Genomic DNA, 20,566 nt, shown 5'->3' with positions numbered 1-20,566 from the left:
CAAATTGTCTGCCACAATCTCGACATTTAAAATTTTGTTTACCAGTGTGAGTATGACCATTTTTTACAACGTATTGAGAGTCGCACTTGGGGCATTGCATAAGCTAAAAATTAAGGTAGGTTGAATAATTAAAATTATAGTTCATTAGCATTACTATGCAGGACTACCCAAAATCGCTTCCTCTTGTTCCAGTACGTGTAATTCCCCCTTCCCTTACTTCCTTGGTTTCTTGGAGTGGTAACAGCACAGTAAATGTTGCTCCCTGTCCAACACCGGGACTTTGGGCGGTCACAGTACCGCCATGTAGTTCCACCAAATAGCGGACAATTGCCAAACCGAGTCCCAGTCCGCCATGCGATCGCGTTATTGAACTATCAGCCTGACGGAACAAATCAAAGACATGAGGCAAAAATTCTGCACTAATGCCTACTCCCGTGTCGCTTACCTGAATTTGGGCATACTTAGTTGTTTGTTGCTCTGGTTCATTCTCCACCGACAATCGCACCGTCACGCGATCGCCCCCAGTTGCAAACTTGATGGCATTAGATATCAGATTCGAGAAAACTTGCTGCAAACGTGTGGAATCCCCTTCCACACGTTTGCCAGCCGAGTCGAGTATCGTCTCAATCTCAACTCCTTTTGCCTGCGCCGAGGCGAGCAAAGTATTAAGCGACACCTGAATCACCGTTTTTAGGTCAACAGGGCGACGATCTATTGACAAATTACCCCGAATCATCAGTGACACATCCAACAAATCCTCAATCAGCTGGGTCTGTGCCTTAGCATTGCGCTCAATAGTATCCAGAGCTATATTCGTCTTTGCCTCATTCAACTTGCGAGTCTTGAGCATTTGCGCCCATGCCAGCACCGAGTTGATTGGCGTTCGCAACTCATGAGAAATAATTGCTAGAAACTCGTCCTTCATGCGACTTGCTTCTTGAGCTTCCTGGTAAAGTCGGGCATTGTCCACTGCCATTGCCGCTCGGTGGGTGAGTTCCGATGCCAAGGCGAGGTCAGCTTCATTGTATTGGCGACCTGATTCGGCAGTTAGAAAGGTAATTGCCCCAAGGGTAGTACCACGAGCAACCAAAGGTAAGCACATATAGGATTTGAAACCCATATTGCAAAATGAGCAAAAGTTTTCATCGCCAGCGATCGCATCCGGCGGCGAGTCGGGAATTTCCGGCACAAGTTCCGCCACACCAGTCTGCATCACCTTTGCCAAACCATGCTGCATTTGTGGGTCACACGGGTAGCGCTTCTCTACTTCCCATGCTTGCTGCACTCGTTCTGAGTCAACGTGCGCGACCTCAAGCAGGCGCAGGGAGCCATCAGCCGATTTTATGTGAACAGTACACCAGTCAGCTAAATGTGGCACCACCAGTTGCACAAGCCGTTGCAGGGTAGCGTGATAATCCAGCGAACAGGTCAGCACCACAGTAGCGTCCGCTAAAAACCGCATTGATGAAAGGATTCGCTTTTGATCGTCAATATCCGTACAAGTTCCAAACCACTTGACAACCCAACCATTGCGATCGCGTATCGGCATCGCCCGAATCAAATGCCAGCGGTAAGTCCCGTCCGATGCCCTCTTAAAGCGACATTCAATTTCGTGAGTCTCACCTGTATCAACAGCACTCAACCAACGCTCAATATTCTGGTTCCGGTCATCTGGATGCAGCACTGGCTGCCACTGCCAGCCAAGGCTTTCTTCCAGTGTCATTCCTGTATAGTCAGTCCAGCGCTGGTTGAAGTAATCGACTGCGCCATCCGGGCCTGCTGTCCATACTATCTGCGGCACAGTTTCAGCCATCAGCTGATAACGCTGCTGCTGTTCCTGGGCTTGAACGCGAGCCTCATGTTCAAGGGAGAGCTGGAGCCGTTCTTTCTCAGCTTGCTTGCGGTTGGTGATGTCCTCCACCACATAAGCAAATCTTGGACGCGCCAGCGTTGATACCTCGATTGGGCAGACTGTTGCTGATAGCCACTTCTTATTTCTCCCAATCTTGTGAGGATATTCAAAGTGTACAGGAGCTTGGCTGCGTTGAGCCAACTGGTATTGATGACACCACAAGCGCAGATATTTCGGTGGTACTCCCAAACTGCTAGCTTTTTGGTTTCGCATCGCCTCTGGTGTTGTCTCAAACAACTTCGAGCTGGTGCGATTATCAGAAATATGCAAGATATCATCATCCACAAGCTCCACAATCCCCATCATCAGAGGAGCGCTATCGAAGAAGCTGCGGAGAGTAGATTCGCTCTGGCGCAGGGACTCAAGAGCCTGAAGAGCCAGAGTGATGTCTTGAAGGACTGCTATAAAGTAATCAATCGACTTATCAGCACGACGGACGCAGCGAATCGAGATGCTGGTGTGAATGACAGTACCATCTTTGCGGATAAACCGCTTATCAAGCAAATAGCCTTCAGTTTCCCCTGCTAAGACTTTGTTGAACTGATCCAGATCAGGCTGCAAATCATCGGGATGAGTTAAATCTTCCCAAGTCACCTCCCTGAGTTCTTGCCGAGAATAGCCTAAGAACTCGCACAATTTATCGTTTACTTCTAGCCAGCCTTTTTCCGGTGAAGTGATGGCGATACCGACTAGAGGAAGTTCAAAGTAACTGCGGAAGCGTTTCTCGCTGGCTCTTAGAGACTCTTCTGCTAAAGAGTGAGAGGCGATTTCTACTTTTAGCAGTTCGTTAGCTGTTAGTAGTTCGCGGGTTCTTTCGGTGACTCGAATTTCTAATTCATCATTGGCTTTTTGCAGTTCGCGTTTGCGGTTGGCGACTTCGTTTGCTAATACCGCTACATCTCCATCCAGAATTTGCAATTCGGTTTGTAGTACCTCGCGAACCTGTTTAATAGCGATCGCATTGTCCACCCTTGCCTGTAATTCCTCAATTTGGAAGGGTTTCATCAGGTAATCTTGAGCGCCTTCTCGCAACATCTGCACTCTTAGCTTGTCGTCAGCTTTGGCAGTCAGAAGGATAATCGGGATGCCATCCAGTGCAGTAATGGATCTTACTTTCCGCACTAGCTGTTCGCCGTTCAGGTGGGGCATCATCACATCTGTGAGGATTAAATCGGGAGAAAGAGCGATCGCTTTGTCCAATCCCTCATGCCCATTTCTGGCAGTAACTACGCGATATTTTCTTGCTAAAATCTCGGCAATGAACTGGTTCATTTCCGGATTGTCTTCAACTACCAATACCAGTGGGGATTGGGGATTGGGGATTGGGGATTGGGGATTGGGGATTGGGGATTGGGGATTGGGGATTGGGGATTGGGGATTGGGGATTGGGGATTGGGGATTGGGGATTGGGATTGGGGAAGAGGAAAAAGTCTTATCTTGTCCCCGGTCGGTAGTTTCTAGTCCCTTGTCCCCAGTCCCTTGTCCCTCATCCCCAGTCGCCAGTCCGCAAAACTCACCATCCATTGTGGTAGTTTGGTTTGAATTTTCTGTACTAATATTGTCGGTAAATTTAGTATTTTCGGCTAACTCTTTCGCCCCAAAACTAAGAACCTCATTAGATGCTGTTTTTGGTATGCAAACAGTAAAAATCGCCCCGCCTCCGGAAGCATCGCCAGTTGTAATTGTTCCACCGTGCAGTTCCACAAACTCCTTGACAATGGCGAGTCCCAGACCTGTACCACCAAACAGTTGATTGGAACCTAAATCTCTCTGACGGAATGGCTCGAAAATTACCTCGCGTAGTTCCAACGGCACTCCTAAACCGCTGTCTTGAACAGTAAGGATAAAACAGTCTGTTGGTGTTTTAAGGTTGTTAGGTTGCAATGTTGTCAAGTTGCTAGAACCTGACAATTTAAGCTGACCACTTGACGACGTGACTACTGATTCCCCCAGAATGCAGCGAATACTGCCACCTAAAGGAGTGAACTTAAAGGCGTTGGAAAGCAGGTTAAAACAGATGCGCTGTAACTTATCAGCGTCTACAGTTGCCTGTAGGGATGGGGGTGTTTCCAGCGAAAAAGCTACTTTTCGCTCTTGTGCAAGAATCTCAAAGTATGCCCCTGTCAGTCTCACCAGTTGCGCTACGTCAGTCGGGGCGTAGTTGATCTCCATTTTCCCTGCTTCTAGCTTGGAAACGTCGAGCAAATCGTTGACACGCTTGAGCAAGATTTGGGCGTTGCGGTTTACGACTTCTAGGTTGTGACGCTGCTCAATGCTCGTGCTTTGGGAGTCCGCTAATAGCTTCTCGGTTGGGCCTAAAATTAACGTTAGTGGTGTCCGCAAATCGTGGCTGACGTTGGCGAAAAACTGAGTTTTTAGCTGGTCGAGTTCTTTGAGTTTTTGGTAAAGTGTCTCTAGTTCTTGGTTGGCGGTTTCTAGTTGCAGTTTGCGCTCATTTGAGCTTTTGGCGGCTGCAACCAGTGCTATTACTTGAGGAACTAACGGCGGCAGTAATAAGGCTGTAGTTACCGATACGATCGCAGTAATTAATTTAATGCTTCCCGATAGCCAATACATCGGGTGCCACAATGTCCAAATTTCTATAAAATGGGTGGCACCGCAGGCAATGATAAATAATCCAAATGCCAAGAACACTGAATAAAAGGGGATGTCTCGGCGGGCTTTGTAGACTAAATAGCTTAGAGTTCCGGAAATCGAAACATAAGCAAGTCCAATCAGAAAATCTGAAACTACGTGGAGCCATACCAAGTTGGGTTTCCACAGGTAACAATGTCCATGTGGGATAAAACCGTTTCCTACCAATAGATTTGTTAAGAGATCGGGCCATAGTGCTAGCACAATCAAAGTACAAATCGATACCGCAACGCCGTAGCCTAGTTCATCCCGATGTATTCGCATATCTTGCTTTTTCGTATCTTCCTCCATTGTGAATCTAAATAAAGGCGATCGCATAGTTGTTGCCTTCAGCCTAAACCCTAAAGGTTAAAGGTAAAAGGCATCTAATGCCGCATAAATCTACCTTTAGAGATAGTTACAATTGATAGCAGGCTACAGATAAAAACTATTGATTTATATTGCAATGCGGCGAAGAGGATGTCCCAGAAATGTCAAAAGTTGGTATGTTCCCCGCGAACATACCTATAAATTACTTAAGAGCCTGGAAATAAATTTCACAGCGAGAAGCTAAAGTAAGCTTTAGCTTAGTGGATAAGGTTTTCAACCCGTTTTAACAGGTTTTAGCTTTGAGCCTTGAACTTTAGTTCAGGGCATAAATCAGTACAATTCCGCTCCAAGTCCCCTAAATAGGAGTATCTCCACCGTCTAAGCTTCTCGAATATAATCTTTGGGGACATCCTCTAAAGCAGAAGCTTGGCGATCGCTTCTACTAATTCGGTTGGATCGACTGGTTTGGCAAGGTGTTGATGGAAACCTGCCGCGATCGCTCTTTTGCTATCTGCCTCGGTGCTATAAGCACTCAGGGCTAGTGCTGGCAACTGCTGCCCGCGTTCTGCCAAACGGCTTCTTACTTGCCGAATCAGCGAATAGCCATCTTCTAGAGGCATTCCGATATCGCTGACAAGGGCATTTGGCTGGAATTGTTCCAGTGCTTTTAGAGCCTCTCTTGTCGATGCTACAGCTAGTACCTCGCCGCCGTATTGTGTTATGGCTGTGGTGAGAAATTCACGAGCGTCCGCTTCATCATCCACCACCAGTATCCGCAAACCTTTGAGGGAAATTGGGGATTGGGAATTGGAGATTGGGAAATCCTGCTTTTCCCTAGTCAAGAGTCCCCTTTCTTGGAGTGGTAACTGCACTGTAAATGTAGATCCTAGCCCTTCTCCGGGACTGGTAGCCTTAATAGTGCCACCGTGAAGTTCCACCAGCTGGCGAACAATTGCTAAACCCAACCCTAAACCGGAGTGCGATCGCGTAGTGGTACTATCAGCTTGCCGGAAGCGCTCGAATATAAAGGGCAGAAATTCTGGGTTAATACCAATGCCTGTGTCGCTTATCTGAATTTGAGCGTAGTAGTTTATTGGCGTTTGAAGGTTGTTAGAACTTGCCAACCCTGCAACTTGAGAACTTGACAACTCTTCGGTTCCCTTTGTCACGTTTAAACGTGGCAAAGTTGTCAAGTTGTTAGAACTTGCCAACCCTGCAACTTGAGAACTTGACAACTCTTCGGTTCCCGTTGTCACGTTTAAACGTGGCAAAGTTGTTAACTTGTTAGAACTTGTCAATTCCCTAACCGCTGACAATCGCACCGTCACGCGATCGCCCTCGCTGGTAAACTTTATGGCGTTGGCAAGTAAATTCCAGATAATTTGCTGCAAGCGTTCTGCATCGCCGGAAACAAAGCCAGCAACCGGGTCTATTACCGACTCTAAAATTATCCCTTTCGCTTCGCAGGAAGGTAGGACAGTATTAATACAAGCTTCAATTAGTGGCTTTAGTTCAACAGGGCAGATATTCAGGCGGATTTTCCCTTGCATCAGGCGCGAGACATCTAATATATCCTCGATCAGTTTCACCTGTGATTTGGCATTGCGTTCGATTGTTTCCAGCGCTCGTGACGTTGTTTCTTCGTTAAACTTGCGGCTACGCAGCAGAGTCGCCCAGCCGAGCATGGCGTTTAGAGGTGTCCGCAGTTCGTGGGAAACTACAGCTAGGAACTCGTCTTTGATGCGATTTGCTTGTTCTAAGTCTTGTGCCTGTTGTCGCAAACTTTCTTCTAACAACTTGCGCTCACTTAAGTCGAGTACAAAGCAGACACAAGTATTTTCAGGTTCCTCTAGAAGGGCGATACCGACCAAAATAGAAATGCGCGAGCCGTCTTTGCGAATGTATTCTTTTTCCCAAGAAGTAGAACTTCCAGACGCTTGCAGTTCCAAAATTTTCTCCTCATCTAGAGGGAGATATTCTGGCGGTGTCATGGTATCCCAACGCACTTTCCCTTGGTTAAATTCCTCCCGCGTGTAGCCCACCATTTGCAAAAAGGCATCGTTAGCATCAATAATGTTGCCGCTAAAATCCGCGAAAATTACGCCGAGAATATTAGATTCAGCCAAACGCCTAAACCGTGCCTCGCTTTTTACCAGCGCCTCTTGGGAACGCTGACGCTCAATGGCGATCGCTGCTAAATGAGCTGATATCTCGATTAGTTTCCATTCTTGGGAATTGGGCGATCGCGGCGTGCGATAATACATCCCGAAGGTGCCTAAGACTTCTCCCTGCGTGGAAAATATGGGTAGTGACCAACAAGCTTGGAGTCCGTGATCCAAGGCAACATGGCTGAATTCTGCCCAGAGGGGATCATTGGCAATGTCGGATACAATTACCGGCTCCCGTCTATAAGCCGAAGTTCCGCAACTGCCAGCGTTCTCACCGATGGCAAGACCATCCGCAATTACCTGTTTATAGCTTTCTGGGAGGCTGGGGGCAGCAGCGAAAAATAGTTTTTTCCCTTCCTTGCCCAGTAGTAGGATGGAGCAAAGCGCCCCATTGGATTGTTCTTCAATTAATCTAGTCAAGACATCCAGCACTTGGGGAAGGGGAGCGCCACTGGCAATCATTTCTAAAACGGTGTTTTGCGCTTTCATCAGCGCTTTATTTCGTTTGCGATCGCTGATGTCGGAGAAAATAACTACTCCGGCGACAATGGCATCAGTACGCGATCGCACTGGGGAAGAGCTGACGCGCATTGTACCCCGCGTACCGTCGCCGCGCAGTATTTCAATATCCTCTTCCATCACCACTTCGCCTGTGCTTATGGAACGCGCCAGAGGCCACTCTTGCGGCTCGTAGGAACGCCCATCCGGATGAAAGCCTTTGTACTCGTGGTACTCCTGAATGTTTGCAGATGTTAAGAAAGGATGCCGCCAAATCTGATCCACCTGGTCGTTGCCCAAAATTAGCTTTCCTAACGGTGCTTCGGCAACTATCGCACCCGCTGGCATTTGTTGCAGCACTGCTTCTAAGAGGGCGCGTTCGGTTTCTAATTGTTCCAGCAGGCGATCGCGTTCCATAGTTGCGTGGAAGCGATCGCTTATATCCAAGGTGCAGCCGACTACTCGCACCGCTGCTTGAGAGGCATCTCTCACGATTAATCCTCTATCCCAAACATACAGGTAGCGATCGCTTTTGTGGCAAACCCGATACTCGATAGTAAAACTGCTCTCTAGAGCCAGAGCTTGCTTAATTGCCTCTTGTACCCGCTCTCTATCCTCCGGATGGATGCGCTCTGCCCACCAATCAGCGGTAGCTTCAGCTTCTTGGATTTGATAGCCTAAAACGTCGGTCAGCCCTTTGGTTCTTTCTGCGTAATTTTTAGTAATATCCCAGTCGTAAATAATACCATTAACTGCCTCTGCTGCCAGATGAAAGCGATCGTTTGCATTTCGCAGTTCTACCTCCACCTGCTGCATCTCCACTAGCTGCTGTTGGAGAATGGTATTTGCTGTCTCTAGCTGCACAGCCTTCTCTACTCTATCTTTCAGGAAACCAACCATCAGCACCAGCGCGGGTGTCGTTAAAGCTAGGACAACTACGCTGTGTGCATTGGCATCTGTGTAGTGAAATAGTTCACCTGGTGTAGAAAAGAACCAGAGAGCATAAACTAGCGTCATCGTCGCACTGATCCACCCAGAGGGGAAACTGCCGCTGAATGTAGCATATACTACAGCAGTGAGATAGATCGGAGCTGGGTTGGGAATGGAAAATACAGTCTGGGACAGTAGCTCAATGATAGCAATCGTTACTAAGGTAAGGATGGGGCCACTCTGCTGCGACCAGAAGCTGATGTTCAAAAGATTTCCTCTGAGATGATAATACTCAGGTATTACCTGAGCGTTGTGGCTTGATTTTTAGAAAAGCAATAAATAATTTTTATATATATGTTTAAATTCCTTTATAGATAACCATTTTAAGCCAGGATTAAAAATAGTTGATTAGGTTGGAGTGCTGAAAATGGGGAACAGCCGTCAGATTTTCCAAAGCTTGCTAAATCTTTTTATTGAGTCTAGTTGTCCTCTTTGCCAGCGCCCAACTCCCAAAGAATTTTGCCACGATTGTTACAGGCAACTTCAACGCTGCCAATCATCAAATTATGCCCAGTGGGAAGAGGAATTTCCTGTATTTGCCTGGGGAGTTTATGGGGGCGCAATAAAAAGAGCGATCACAGCCTTAAAATATGACAACCAACCCCAGATAGCTCGTCCTTTGGGCCATTGGTTAGGTCAAGCTTGGTTAAATTCTCCTGTGTCTTCTCCATCTCTGGTCGTTGTTCCCGTTCCTATGCACGCACAGAAGCGCCAAAAGCGGGGATATGACCAAGCTGACTTATTAGCACAAAGCTTTTGCGAGTTCACCCGCCTCCCCTTACAAAAATGCGGTTTGGAGCGCATTCGGGAGACTGAAGCTCAATTTAGCTTATCTGGTACTCAAAGAGAACAAAACTTAGCTGGAGCTTTCAGTTTGGGGAAAGGCTTTAGGCGATCGCGCCCATCTCGCTCTGTACTACTATTGGATGATATTTATACTACCGGGGCGACAGCTAAAGCGGCAAGTGAAACCCTGAAGGGGCAAGGTATTCCAGTATACGGGCTGGTAGCGATCGCTACACCAAAAAATTCCCAAAAAACAGCCCATAAGTAGGGTTTTCCTGACATAAAACCCCCCCGCGTGTCTAGGAAAAGCTCGTTAGCATCGAAGAGAGAAACGATCCTAACTCTGGTAAATTCGCCAAAAACGCAAGTCCAGCGAGTAGTTCAGTCTTTTAGACAAACAAGTGCGTCAGCGCCAGAGCTAAAATCGACTTAAAGCGATCGCAACGTACATTCAACCAAAATTAGAGTTTTATGACAAGCGTGCTTCAATCTCCCTACACTAGCCAGCAAATGACGGCTTGGATACGCGGTTTGCTGACGCTTGCTTGGGCAGACGGCGACTTTGATGCCGAAGAACAAAAATTAATTGCATCGCTGGCTCAAGATGAACTGGCTCTTGCTAGTGATTTCGCATCAGTTGAACAAATTACGCCCGATGAACTGGCAGCAGCTTTTGGAAAAGATGCCCGCGCCGCAGAAAATTTCCTGCGTACTGCTGTAATGGTTGCAGTGGCTGATGGTGTCTATTCCTCCAGCGAGGATCAATTGTTGAGCGAGTTTTGTCAGGCATTGGGACAGGAGCCAAAAGCTCTGTCCGTGCTGCGACAGGCGCTGAAATCCAGCCAAGGAGGTCAGATTGACTCTAAACTAGAGACAGGAGCGGCAGCTCGGATAAAGAATCGCGTGGTGTTGCAACCTGTTAGAGTTTGGCTGGACGGATTAGAAATTCACGACCAGCGATTAGCGCGATTTTTGTGTAAAATGATTCCCGCTCAGTGTCCGTTTGAGCGAGATGTTAAAGTGTTTGGGCAAAAGATTGTCCACATTCCACCACTTTGCAAGCTTAATCCTCTCTACGAACAGTTAGTAGGTTTGCGCTTCCGGGCGTTGTCCTATCTAGCGGATGATTGTGGAGAAGATGTTTCGACTTACTGTTAATTGCTGATGGCTAATCGCAATGAACAATGAACAATTAGCCATCAGCAATTAGCAATCTTTCAATTAGTAATTATGCAATTTATCGATCAGGCAGAAGTTGAAGTTGAGGCGGGAAAAGGCGGCGATGGAATTGTCGCCTTTCGCCGGGAGAAGTATGTGCCAGCAGGCGGGCCATCGGGAGGTAATGGGGGACGCGGCGGCTCAGTGTATCTAGTAGTTCAAGAGAATTTGCAAACGCTGCTGGACTTTAGGTTCAACCATCGTTTTAAGGCAGACGACGGAGAGCGTGGAGGCCCCAATAATCGGACTGGTGCGGCGGGACGCGATCGCGTTATTAATGTCCCCAGCGGCACTATGATTTATGATGCCGAAACGGATGAACTGTTGGCTGATTTGGTCGAGCCAAAGCAAACTTTCTGTATAGCTCAAGGTGGCAAGGGCGGATTGGGAAATCAATATTTCCTGAGCAACCGCAACCGAGCGCCAGAGTATGCTTTAGATGGGCTACCTGGTGAAAAGCGCCATTTACGTATGGAATTGAAACTGTTAGCTGAAGTTGGAATTATTGGTTTACCTAATGCTGGTAAGTCTACTCTAATTTCATCGATTTCCGCTGCCAGACCCAAGGTGGCAGATTATCCTTTTACAACTTTGGTGCCGAATTTGGGCGTAGTACGCAAACCCAACGGCGATGGTACTGTGTTTGCTGATATTCCCGGTTTAATTGAAGGCGCTCATACGGGTGTTGGATTAGGTCACGACTTTTTGCGTCACATTGAGCGCACCCGGCTACTGCTGCACATGATTGACGTTACCAGCGACGATCCAATTGAGGCGTATCAAACAATACAGCAGGAGTTAGAAGCTTACGGGCGGGGTTTAACTGAGCGCCCGCAAGTTATAGCACTCAATAAGGTTGATGCGCTGGCTCCAGGGGAACGAGATGTAGAAGCGATCGCGCAACAGTTACGCTCGATGACTTCTGCACCTGTCTTTGCTATTTCAGCAGTGGCGCGAATTGGACTAGACCCTTTATTACAAGAAATCTGGCAAACTCTGGATCAGTTATCTCTTGTTAGTCAATAGCTAATTGCTAATAGCTAATTGCTAATTGCTAATTGGGGATTAGTAAAAAGTCTTACCCAATCCCCAGTCCCCAATCCCCAGTCCCCAATCCCTAATTAATAAAACTGGTATTATTTCCCGCAGTAACAGGCTTAGGCATGGGAGACAATTCAGTTGCATCAGGGACAGATGGCGGTTTGCTGAAGTATTGATAAGCTGTACGGGAAATCTGACGAATCAACTCCGAGGCTTTGTAATCGTTGTGGGGGCGTTTCACCATCACAGCGGCTACATAGCGCTTGCCACTAGGCAAATCGATTAAACCAATATCTCCGAGTAGAGAGCCGATATCCCCGGTCTTGTGGGCGATCGTAGCGCCTTTTCCCAGTCCCTTTGGCAGCAACGAGTTATTTACTGTGCGCTGCATGATGTCCAACAAGCGATCGCGTGATGGCAAAGACATCAAATTTCCTTGATTAACCATTGCCATCAAATTCGCCAAATCTTTAGGAGTGGTAGTGTTGGTTCCTTCCAAGTCTGGAAGTAGGTTGTGAATTACTGTTGCTGTTAAGCCCCAAGATTGGAACCGCTGATTGAGCGCCTGAGCGCCCCCCAGACGCTGGATTAGCATATTTGTGGCAGTGTTGTCACTGATGATAATCATCTTGGTTGCCACTTCCAGGGCTGTGTACTGCGTCCCTGGCTTTTTGTACTGCAATTCGCCGCTTCCACCCCCGATCGCATTTTGCTCTAAAGTTAATTTTTCATCCAAACGGATTTTGCCAGCATCTACATCCTGAAAAAAGGCGACCAAAATTGGCACCTTGATCGTGCTGGCGGCGGAGAAAACTTCGCTTCCCGACAAGTCAAGGTAAGCATTGGTCTCCAAATCTACTAAAAATACTCCCGGCTGAAATTTGGGATTTTGCGTTACCAAAGCTTGCACTTTGGCTTTTAACGTTGGGATTTCTTCGCCCACAGCAAGCGCCGTTGGTGGTAAGTTCTGAGTATTCGGTTGTCTTGAAGCTACTGCTTCGCCGCCAACGGCTGAATTTTGAGCGATCGCGACTTCTGGATTAATAGCGCCTGTTAGCTGGCGCTTGGCTGGGTCCCAGGCTGATAATAAAGTACCAGCGATCGCGCCTACTCCTACCCCCAAAATCAACAGACGGGCAGCGTATAGCAGAGGCGATACGGGGCGTTGAGGTCTTGTCCGACGAGTTGACTTATTTACTGGCAGATTGACAGGTAGAGACGCAGAAGGTTTTTTCACTCGTGTAACATTATTCCTTGGCTCTGAGGAGGCAGCAAAGATTGACTGATTGGCATTTGCTCTTTGGCGCACTCGGCCGCTACGCCGACGTGCTTGTTGCCCTCCACGAGTCAAATCTGTACTGCTTTGCGATCGCGCCGACAAGTACGATTTCCGTCTTTCTGTTCCCAAAACTGCTTTCTGCCCTAAATCCGCCCGTAATTCCTCACTCCCAATTCCAGGTTGACGCTTGTCTTCCACCCTTACCAAGGGTGTACGTCGTGGCACTGGACTGCTAGATGCTTCGCCCTGCGTTGGCGATGCAATTTGACTTTTTTCCTTTCGGCGGCGACGTTCGCGGATGGCGGCGCGAACCTTGTCGGGCGTTTGCCCCTTACCTGTATACTTACTCCCCACTGACACCTCTGGCACAACTGACTGATTTGCAGGCTGCTGAGTCACTCCCAACTCCTCCACCATTATTAGCTGTTAGTTGTTAAAAAGAGCGCCCAACCACTGTACAGGCGACATCGATTTTGGATTTTGGATTTTAGATTGGGAAATTTTCCCAGTCCTCAGTCCCCAGTCCCCAGTCCCCAATCCCCTATTCTATGGCGCGTCCTATTGCTTGCGATCGCCTTTTGCTGATTCGGGTAAAAATTGCAGCGCCCAATCCATTTGACTAAAAATCCCTCTAAGCATAGCTACTTCCTCTTTGCTTAAATTACCTCGATTGAAGATGCGGCGAAATTTTTCCATGCGACTTGTCGCAGTGTGGGGATACAGATAACCCATTTTTAATAACACAGCTTCCATCTGCTGATAATACCCCTCTAAGAGTTCTAAGGGTGCAGTTTCAGTCGGCGTTTCAATGTTGTCAGATTGAAAGGTTGCCAAGTTATTAAAATCTGACAACTCAACCTGACAACTTGACAATTCGCTGATTACTGACGAATAAAGCTCGTAACAACAAATGCCAACAGCAGCTGCCAGATTTAAAGAAGGATACTCCGGATTGGTGGCAATGCGTACAAATCGTTGAGCATAATTCAATTCCGAATTACTTAACCCCCGATCTTCGGGGCCAAAAATCAAAGCTGATGACACTGGTTCTGCAATCAACCACGGTAAAGCGGTTCTGGGATTTTCCAGATTAGTTTCTATACTTCGGACGCGGGCAGTGGTAGCGATCGCACGAGTACACCCGGATAATGCTTCTGGCATTGTTGCAACTACCTGGGCTTGTTCCAACACATCTAGGGCATGAACTGCCATATGCACAGCTTCTTCACAGAGGCGATCGCATTGGGGATTCACCAGCACCAACTGACGCAGCCCCATATTTTTCATCACACGAGCCACAGCACCAACATTTCGAGCGCCAGCTGGCTCCACCAACACAATCCGCACCCTCGTTAATGTGGTTTCATCCATGACTTACTCAAGAAAACAGTAAAAAGCACATCTATCTCTAGACAGATAGTACCCATCCTGCCCTAATTGTTACGTAAAATTAAATAGCAATGTATCGTCAACTTAGCATGAAGCGTGTTCGTTCCAAGTCCGACTTACCCACAAAAATTTGCCCGGTATGTCAACGTCCCTTCACTTGGCGCAAAAAATGGGCTGATTGCTGGGATGATGTGAAATACTGTTCGGAGCGCTGTCGCCGCCGCCGCTCATAAAATGGCTGGGGACTAGGGACTAGGCTCTGAGTAAAATTCTTCCCAATTCCCAATCCTCGCTAAATATCACGCATTACAAAGGTTCAAGGAATGTCAGTTAACCAGGTGCAACCCAAGCTTATCATTCACGGCGGTGCCGGAAGCTCTCTCAAGAGTAAAGGGGGAGTTGATGCAGTACGCCAATCTCTATACAAAGTCGTAGAGGAAGTTTACTTGTTGCTGATGGCAGGAGCAACTGCCTCAGCCGCAGTTGTCAGTGCTTGCCATATGCTAGAGGACGATCCCCGCTTTAATGCTGGAACAGGTTCCGTGCTGCAATCAGACGGGCAAATTCGCATGAGTGCTTCGCTGATGGATGGGGAAAGTCAGCGTTTCAGTGGTGTAATTAATGTCTCGCGGGTACAACATCCGATTGAATTAGCCCAAGCTTTACAAACTTCTGCGGATCGGGTGCTGTCGGATTTTGGGGCGATGGAACTAATCCGGGAATTGCAAGTTCCAGTTTACAATCCCATGATCGAGATCCGGTTGCAGGAATGGCTTCAGGAACGCGATGAGAACTTTATCAAAGAAGCTGCTGGAGTCATAGCGGAACAAGAGCTAGTTGAGCCAAGCAAGGCAGGAGTTGGAACGATTGGTGTAGTGGCTCTAGATGGGCAAGGAAACTTAGCTGCCGGAACTTCGACTGGTGGCAAGGGTTTTGAGCGAATTGGGCGGGTTAGTGACTCAGCGATGCCAGCCGGGAACTACGCTACCCAGAAAGCAGCGATCAGTTGTACGGGTATTGGGGAAGACATCATTGATGAGTGTCTGGCGGCGCGAATTGTGGTACGTGTCACTGATGGTTTATCTCTTGCCCAAGCGTTTGAGCGTTCGTTTGGCGAAGCTTATAACCACCGCCGAGATTTTGGGGCGATTGGAATTGATGCGACAGGCGCGATCGCTTTTGGCAAAACCAGTGAAGTCCTCCTTTCTGCTTTTCACACTGGCGAAAAGATGGGCGACACTCTGGAATGGACTGGAGACACCCTCACAGGCTTTGTAGCTTAAAAGTAGATGGCATTTCCCAAGCAGCCTCGATTTGTGCGTTCCCAGTCTGAGACTGGGAACGCAAAGACGGGTAAAGTTATTTTTCTGGGTTTAAGCGCCAACCGGGTTTAATTACTTGATGCGATCGCGCAATTACCAGAGAATCATCTGGCACATCTTCTGTAACTACGCTCCCAGCAGCAACTGTCACATCTTCTCCCAATGTTAGCGGAGCGACAAGAACACTGTTAGAACCAGTTTTCGTGCGATCGCCTATGGTTGTCGGATGCTTTTTCACCCCGTCGTAGTTTGCCGTAATTGTCCCAGCACCAATGTTAACTTTATTACCCAGTGTGGCATCTCCTAAATAAGATAGGTGAGCGACATTTGTGCGATCGCCCAAAGTGCTATTTTTCAATTCCACAAAATTCCCGACGCGGCAAGATTCCCCAACCTCTACATGACCGCGGAGATGGGCGTAGGGGCCAATTCGGCTGCCGTTTTTAACAGCGCTGTCCGTCACCACGGAATAAAGCACTGTCACATTTTCCCCAATAGAGCTATTTTCAATCAAGCTACCGGGGCCAATGCGACTACCTGCACCAATTACCGTTTGTCCGCGCAGATGAGTTTGGGGTTCAACGACCACATCGGGAGAAAGCTGCACCGTGTCGTCAATCGTAATCGTGTCTGGGTGAATCAGAGTGACACCAGCAGCCATCCAAGAATCTTTCACCCGCTCTTGTAATATTTCGTAAGCCGAAGCCATCTGCTTGCGATCATTGATGCCGAGAATTTCCTGATAATCCTCCACATCCACAGCCATCACAGGTGCCATGAATTTTACCGCATCGGTGAGATAGTATTCCTGCTGGTCATTGTTCGCCACCAGTTGCGGTAGCACCTTTTCCAGTTGCGACCACTTGAAGCAGTAAACACCTGCATTAATCCGACGATTTTGCTTTTGAGCGGGTGTGCAGTCCCGGTCTTCCACAATTTCTTTTACCAGATTTTGACCGTTACAAAAAACCCGCCCGTAGCCTTTAGGATTGGGGAGATGGGCGGTGAGAAGGGTAGCGGCGTTTTGATTTGTTTTATGAGTCTGCAACAGATTTTGGATGGTTTGCGGTCGCAAGAGGGGAACATCCCCATTTAAAACCAGCAAATCGTCAGCGAAGCCCTCTAGGTGGGGAAGTAATTGCTGGACGGCGTGGCCTGTACCCAACTGTTCTGTTTGTTCGACAAACTCTAAACTTCCAATTGGGGGCAAATGATCAATAACCCCCGCAAGAGAGTCTTTGACGCGATCGCCCTGATACCCGACAATGACAAGACACCGAGATGGATTGATTTCGGACAGACTATGCAGAACCCGTTCGACGAGCGATCGCCCTCCCAAAGAGTGTAAAACCTTGGGCAGATCCGATTTCATCCGCGTTCCACGTCCTGCTGCAAGAATTGCTACTGCTACCATGTTTAGCTATCAGCCTTCAGCTACCAGCTAAAAGGATAAAGGATGAAGGGTGAACCTTCAAAATTGAATTTCATACTTGAGGAAAAGCTTTCCCATCATCTGAGTCATTTTTGAGCAAACGCTTCCTCCCGACTCAGGCTTTCAGGTTGCTGAGTAGATTGAATAAATTCAGCAAATTGCTGCACAAGTTGGGGATTGCGCCAACCTTTTGAGGCTTCCTCGTTCATGATTTCTAAAGCTTCGGCTGGGGTGAAAGCCGGTTTATATGGGCGTTCACTGGTTAGGGCATCGTAAATATCAATAATTTGAAACACCTGAGCAAGAATTGGAATTTCATCGCCTACGAGTCCATCCGGATAGCCAGTACCGTCCCAGCGTTCGTGATGATAGCGAATAATGGGAATGACACCCCGCATGGTTCGCAGGGGTTTGCAAATTTTCTCCCCGATAGTGACATGCTGTTTCATAATGTCCCACTCTTCGGGAGTGAGTTTTCCTTTTTTGAGCAGCACGGAGTCGGGAATCCCTACCTTACCGATATCATGGAGATAGCCTCCCCAGACTAAATCCCGAACTTCATTGCGTCCAAGATTGATAAACTCTCCGAAAGTTTTGCCCATTGTTACCAGCCGTTCGCAGTGGTCGCCAGTTACAGGGTCGCGACTTTCGACGGTACGGGCAATTGAGAAAAGAACTTGTTCAGCGTGATCCAGGTCTTCATTTAAGCGCTTTTGCTGAACGAGCGATCGCACCCTAGCAGATAATTCCAAGCGGTCGAAGGGTTTGGTGAGAAAGTCATCACCACCAGCTTCTATGCCCATGATACGCGATCGCCTGTCATTTAATGCGGTGATGAACACTACCGGAATCAAGCGCGTGTGTTCGTTCTCCTTCAGGCGGCGACACACCTCAAATCCATCCATTCCCGGCATCATTACATCCAGCAAAATCAAGTCCGGATTGCTTTCCAGCACTCGTTCTAATGCTACTGGGCCACTGTCGGCTTCTAATACTTCGTAGCCTTCCACCGACAGGAGTGCTACTGCTGTCATCCGACTGGAGGGATGATCGTCAACAACTAGAACTTTGGGCAATTCAGAATCGATAAAGCTCACTGAAGAACACCTTATTTGCGAAAAAGCAGAAGCATTTAATAAATTTAAAATCGCCTATCCCAGAAATTTGTTTTTAGTATGAGCGAATCGCTCAATTATAAAATCAGGCTTTTCACGGATATTTTAGAGCGATTATGCAAAGTTTTGTTGCAATAGTTGTGATAAATTTTAAGACCTAAATTTAAGATTTTGTATCTTGCTTTTGACACCAGCGCCTTTTCCAATGAGAGGATGGCTCTAGAGAGCTGGTTTGCTGTTCTATTGTACGCCGTTGCAAAATTACATCGGCTGGATCGCTCAGATTCGGATCGCGGTAGGGAATGGCGGCTTTGGTTTGCAAATGCTCCTGTTCTTGTAATGATAGTGGCGGTAATCGGGGTTTTTGCGCGGCGACGGTTCCCGGCGATCGTCTCCCTACTGGTGGTGTCGCACCAATTTGTAACTGGGCTGCTAAAAGTGCTGTCCGCACCGCCGCCGCACAGGAATAGGTAGCAAGTCTCCCTGAAGGTTTTAAGCATTTGGCAACCATGTCCAGAAATTCCACTGTCCACAGTTGGGGACAGTGCAAGGGTGAAAAGGGATCGAGAAAAATTGCATCTGCTCTAAAGCCGGAGAGATATACTTGCCTAATTGTTTCCCTAGCATCACCGATGAGTAGATTTGCTTGTAAACGTTCTGTCTTAACTTGTCCAGATATTGCTAGTTTAGCGAGAATTTGGATGTATTCGGGGTTCCAGCTATTGAGGAGATTGTGCGCGATCGCAGCTGGTGCTACAGATGCGTCTAATTCCAAGCCTACCCACTCAACGCGACAATCTGGATTTACTGCCCAAATCGTCTCCAACGCTGCTGCTGTATTGTAGCCAAGACCATAACAAACATCCAATAGATGCAATGTTGGTTGCTGCGCTTTCTCCTTGAGTTGGAGAGGATTCACAAACTTAAGTTCGGCTTCCTGCTTAGCACCATGCTGACTGTGAAAAGCTTCGCAAAACTCTTGTGAGAAGAAGGTGAATGAGCCATCATCTGTAAGTTGTGGTGTGAAGATGCCGCCATTATCCATTATTCTTAATTGATGCTTAGGTTGTAGAGACGTTGTAAGCATCTCTACCCTTGAGTGTTCTGAAGTGCTTATAGTAGTTAGTTTGTACCAAGGAAACAACCTAGAGCAATACAAAAAACATCATTTTTGGTAAGATTACTCTGTGCCTATAAGGAAATTGTAAAGATATTGTTACTCATAATTACACTAATCATATTTTTTTATAGCCATTACTCAATACAAAGCGAATCTCAATTATTTGGTATTTTAGATTGACTTTTCAAGTTATGACTGATAACAACTTTATAGTTTCCGCCCAATGGCTAGGCGAACACCTTAACGATCCTCCAGTCGTTATTATAGATTGTCGCTTTTCCCTGACAGATCCAGAATTAGGACACAAACAGTACCTCACCAGTCACATACCGGGTGCTTACTATCTTGATTTAAATAAAGACCTTTCGGGTAATGTTGAAAAGCATGGTGGAAGACATCCTTTACCCAGCCCAGAAGAGTTAGCTAATAAGTTAGCAGCTATCGGGGTAAATTCTCAAGAAACCCTGGTTGTTGCTTACGATGATTCCAGATTCGCTTTTGCGTCCCGTCTCTGGTGGCTGCTGCGCTACCTGGGGCATAATCGTCAAGTCGTCTTGGATGGAGGGTTTGCGGGATGGGTAGCTGGGGGGCATCCAGTTACAGATGTTCTACCGATACCAAATACAGGTAATTTTGTGGTGCAGTTGCAAGAAGATTTAGTGGTGGATATTGAAACAGTGAAAGCAAAGAAAGACTTGCCGCAAGTTATGCTTGTAGATTCGCGAGAAGGCGATCGCTACCGAGGCGAACGAGAACCAATTGACCCGATTGCAGGTCATATTCCCGGCGCACTTAACTACCCTTGGCAAGATGTCTCTAACACTCAATCTTACCTACGACTGATGACAGAACAACGCCAACGATGGAAGGGTTTAGAGCAAGCTGAAGAAATTTTGGTCTATTGCGGTTCTGGTGTCACTGCTTGCGTCAATCTATTATCTCTTGAAATAGCTGGCATTCACACAGGCAAGCTTTATGCTGGCAGCTGGAGCGATTGGTGTTCCTACCTCTAAGATGTTACAGGGGCAGTAGTGGCTAATAGCTTGTCCTAAATATTCATTCTGGTGACAAGTAGGACATTTACAAATTCCTGAACTAAGGTAGAGTTTAAATAAGCAGTAATTGTCAGAGCGATCTTGGTGTGCAGCGTCAATTTTCCGATTTTCCTCCCCCAAGACACCTCTAAAGTCCGCCTGAATGCCACTGTCGGTCTTTGGGCATACAGTTACAGAGAAACAGATATAGTATATTGACGCTAGAGTAAGTATAAATAAACTGTTATACTAACAAATTGCTAGAATAAATCATTCCGATTAAATTCTTTTCTACAAA

At 47.3% G+C, this 20,566-nt stretch carries 14 protein-coding genes; 6 read left to right on the top strand and 8 right to left on the bottom strand.

Annotated features, from left to right (window positions below):
- The 3 genes from NDI42_RS07045 to NDI42_RS07035 all read right to left on the bottom strand — a co-directional run.
- Positions 1–100: IS1 family transposase (locus NDI42_RS07045; protein ID WP_190450560.1), on the bottom strand; the 100-nt coding region annotated here is incomplete at its 3' end.
- A gap of 63 nt (positions 101–163) precedes the next feature.
- Complete coding sequence (locus tag NDI42_RS07040) at positions 164–4,885, bottom strand: ATP-binding protein (protein WP_199311420.1); 4,722 nt, start codon at positions 4,883–4,885, stop codon at positions 164–166.
- A 404-nt stretch (positions 4,886–5,289) separates the two neighbouring features.
- The gene (locus NDI42_RS07035; protein ID WP_190459648.1) at positions 5,290–8,739 is read right to left on the bottom strand and encodes a PAS domain-containing protein; all 3,450 of its coding nucleotides are present in this window, start codon (positions 8,737–8,739) and stop codon (positions 5,290–5,292) included.
- Between the two features lie 160 nt (positions 8,740–8,899).
- Here NDI42_RS07035 and NDI42_RS07030 point away from each other — a divergent pair, with 160 nt between their 5' ends.
- From NDI42_RS07030 to obgE, 3 genes are all read left to right on the top strand, one after another.
- Positions 8,900–9,586: a ComF family protein gene (locus NDI42_RS07030; protein WP_190459646.1), complete on the top strand. Its 687-nt coding sequence runs from the start codon at positions 8,900–8,902 to the stop codon at positions 9,584–9,586.
- A gap of 203 nt (positions 9,587–9,789) precedes the next feature.
- Positions 9,790–10,476 (top strand): Mo-dependent nitrogenase C-terminal domain-containing protein, encoded by a 687-nt coding sequence (locus tag NDI42_RS07025; protein WP_190459644.1) that lies wholly within the window; start codon positions 9,790–9,792, stop codon positions 10,474–10,476.
- Between the two features lie 72 nt (positions 10,477–10,548).
- Positions 10,549–11,562, top strand: coding sequence for a GTPase ObgE (obgE, locus tag NDI42_RS07020; RefSeq protein WP_190459642.1), 1,014 nt, complete (start codon positions 10,549–10,551; stop codon positions 11,560–11,562).
- A gap of 91 nt (positions 11,563–11,653) precedes the next feature.
- On the opposite strand, the gene NDI42_RS07015 is transcribed toward obgE, so the two are convergent.
- On the bottom strand, positions 11,654–13,255 hold the full coding sequence (locus NDI42_RS07015; RefSeq protein ID WP_313931489.1) for a serine hydrolase: 1,602 nt from the start codon (positions 13,253–13,255) through the stop codon (positions 11,654–11,656).
- A 159-nt stretch (positions 13,256–13,414) separates the two neighbouring features.
- The gene (locus tag NDI42_RS07010) at positions 13,415–14,227 is read right to left on the bottom strand and encodes an RNA methyltransferase (RefSeq protein ID WP_190459637.1); all 813 of its coding nucleotides are present in this window, start codon (positions 14,225–14,227) and stop codon (positions 13,415–13,417) included.
- Positions 14,228–14,334: 107 nt separating this feature from the next.
- On the opposite strand from NDI42_RS07010, the gene NDI42_RS07005 reads away from it, so the two are divergent.
- Both NDI42_RS07005 and NDI42_RS07000 read left to right on the top strand, forming a co-directional pair.
- A complete protein-coding gene (locus NDI42_RS07005) occupies positions 14,335–14,478 on the top strand; it encodes a DUF2256 domain-containing protein (RefSeq protein WP_190417764.1) in 144 nt (47 codons plus the stop codon).
- Positions 14,479–14,568: 90 nt separating this feature from the next.
- A complete protein-coding gene (locus tag NDI42_RS07000; RefSeq protein WP_190459635.1) occupies positions 14,569–15,528 on the top strand; it encodes an isoaspartyl peptidase/L-asparaginase in 960 nt (319 codons plus the stop codon).
- Positions 15,529–15,604: 76 nt separating this feature from the next.
- Here the strand turns inward: NDI42_RS07000 and glmU are convergent, their stop codons facing one another.
- The 3 genes from glmU to NDI42_RS06985 form a co-directional block, all read right to left on the bottom strand.
- Positions 15,605–16,981 carry a bifunctional UDP-N-acetylglucosamine diphosphorylase/glucosamine-1-phosphate N-acetyltransferase GlmU gene (glmU, locus tag NDI42_RS06995; protein WP_190459633.1) on the bottom strand — a complete coding sequence of 459 codons (1,377 nt, stop codon included), beginning with the start codon at positions 16,979–16,981 and terminating at the stop codon, positions 15,605–15,607.
- A 104-nt stretch (positions 16,982–17,085) separates the two neighbouring features.
- Positions 17,086–18,096 carry a response regulator gene (locus NDI42_RS06990; RefSeq protein WP_190459632.1) on the bottom strand — a complete coding sequence of 337 codons (1,011 nt, stop codon included), beginning with the start codon at positions 18,094–18,096 and terminating at the stop codon, positions 17,086–17,088.
- Between the two features lie 181 nt (positions 18,097–18,277).
- The gene (locus tag NDI42_RS06985) at positions 18,278–19,159 is read right to left on the bottom strand and encodes a tRNA (5-methylaminomethyl-2-thiouridine)(34)-methyltransferase MnmD (RefSeq protein ID WP_199311424.1); all 882 of its coding nucleotides are present in this window, start codon (positions 19,157–19,159) and stop codon (positions 18,278–18,280) included.
- A 266-nt stretch (positions 19,160–19,425) separates the two neighbouring features.
- On the opposite strand from NDI42_RS06985, the gene NDI42_RS06980 reads away from it, so the two are divergent.
- Complete coding sequence (locus NDI42_RS06980; RefSeq protein WP_190459628.1) at positions 19,426–20,247, top strand: sulfurtransferase; 822 nt, start codon at positions 19,426–19,428, stop codon at positions 20,245–20,247.
- The last annotated feature ends 319 nt before the right edge of the window (positions 20,248–20,566 follow it).

This window comes from Funiculus sociatus GB2-C1 (assembly GCF_039962115.1).
Lineage (GTDB): Bacteria > Cyanobacteriota > Cyanobacteriia > Cyanobacteriales > FACHB-T130 > Funiculus > Funiculus sociatus.
The sequence above is the reverse complement of the archived record's forward strand: the minus strand, read 5'-3'. Positions and strand labels throughout refer to the sequence as shown.